Genomic DNA, 1,274 nt, shown 5'->3' with positions numbered 1-1,274 from the left:
GCCGCCGCGGGCGCGTCGAAGTGGCACGACAACGTGATTTATTCGAACGCGTCGCTCGACGAAGCGGTCGATACGCCCGACGAAGGGCTCGGCCGGGCAAATCTACCCGCTGGCGGTATCTGGCCCTGAAACGGGGCGAAAATATTGCCCCATTTTCATCATCGTTTAACCATTCGAAACAATGTGTTCACTGAAAGGGGCATGATCTCCGGCGATCGAGCAGGCATACTGTCGCCTATGTTGCTCAATGCGCGTCGAATGGCGCGCGCTTGCCCCCATGTCCACTCCAGTTTCCTTTCGAACCCTGCGATGGTTGACCGTCGCGGCTGCTGCATGCTTGCTCGCCGCGTGTTCGACCGCTTCCGACGTGACCGCGACGTCGAACCCGAACGTGTTTACCGTGACGACGCGCACGGTCGGCGTGTCGACGACGTGGGCCGACGCCCATACGAAGGCCTTCGACGAAGCCACCAACTACTGCACGCAGCGCGGGATGCGCGCGAGCATGAAGCAGGAATCGCTGACCAGCGGCAGCCGTGTCGGCGCGCGCTCCGAACTCGCGTTCGAGTGTCATCCGACCTTCGAGACGGCGTCGAACCCGCGCGGTTGAACGACCGGCGGCGTTGACGCGCCGTCGCCTTCCGCGTTTTCCTTCCCCCGCATGCGAAACGACCCGCGATGCCGTTCAGGCACATCGCGGGTCGGCGCACGTCCGGCGTCGGCTGCGGCGGTTACGCCGGCTGTGCCTCGTACAGCTTCACGCACGCGGAGAAGTCGAGCGTGCCGAGCCCCTGCTGGCTCATCGACTGATAGAGCTGCTGCGCGAGCGCGCCCATCCACACCGGCTGGTGCGCGCTGCGTGCCGCTTCGGTCGCGAGCCCGAGATCCTTCAGCATCAGGTTCGCCGCGAAGCCGCCCGCGTAGCCGCGCGCGGCCGGCGCGGTGTCGCTCACGCCCGGATACGGGTTGTACGTGTCCGAGCTCCAGCAGCGGCCGGTCGACGTATTGATGATGCCGGCCAGCACGGCCGGATCGATCCCCAGCGCGGCGCCGAGCGCCATCGCTTCCGACACGCCCATCATCGAGATCCCGAGCAGCAGGTTGTTGCAGATCTTCGCGATCTGCCCGGTGCCCGTGCCGCCGCAATGCACGACGTAGCCCATCTTGCGGCCGGCCGGCTGGGTGCCGGCGCTCACGGTGCCGCGCCCCGATGTCGGCGGCGTATCGAGCTTGATGAATTCGATCCGGACTTCGCCATCCATCTGGATCACGAA

At 65.9% G+C, this 1,274-nt stretch carries 2 protein-coding genes and 1 pseudogene; 2 read left to right on the top strand and 1 reads right to left on the bottom strand.

The window, feature by feature from the left end:
* A pseudogene (locus G3N61_RS39125) lies at positions 1–90 on the top strand (DUF3005 domain-containing protein); the annotation flags it as partial.
* Positions 91–277: 187 nt separating this feature from the next.
* Positions 278–610 carry a hypothetical protein gene (locus G3N61_RS39120; RefSeq protein ID WP_043181261.1) on the top strand — a complete coding sequence of 111 codons (333 nt, stop codon included), beginning with the start codon at positions 278–280 and terminating at the stop codon, positions 608–610.
* Positions 611–731: 121 nt separating this feature from the next.
* Here the strand turns inward: G3N61_RS39120 and G3N61_RS39115 are convergent.
* On the bottom strand, positions 732–1,274 hold a 543-nt coding region (locus G3N61_RS39115), incomplete at its 5' end, for an NAD-binding protein (protein WP_241018144.1).

The sequence above is a fragment of the Burkholderia sp. Ac-20349 genome (assembly GCF_017104865.1).
Lineage (GTDB): Bacteria > Pseudomonadota > Gammaproteobacteria > Burkholderiales > Burkholderiaceae > Burkholderia > Burkholderia aenigmatica.
The sequence above is the reverse complement of the archived record's forward strand: the minus strand, read 5'-3'. Positions and strand labels throughout refer to the sequence as shown.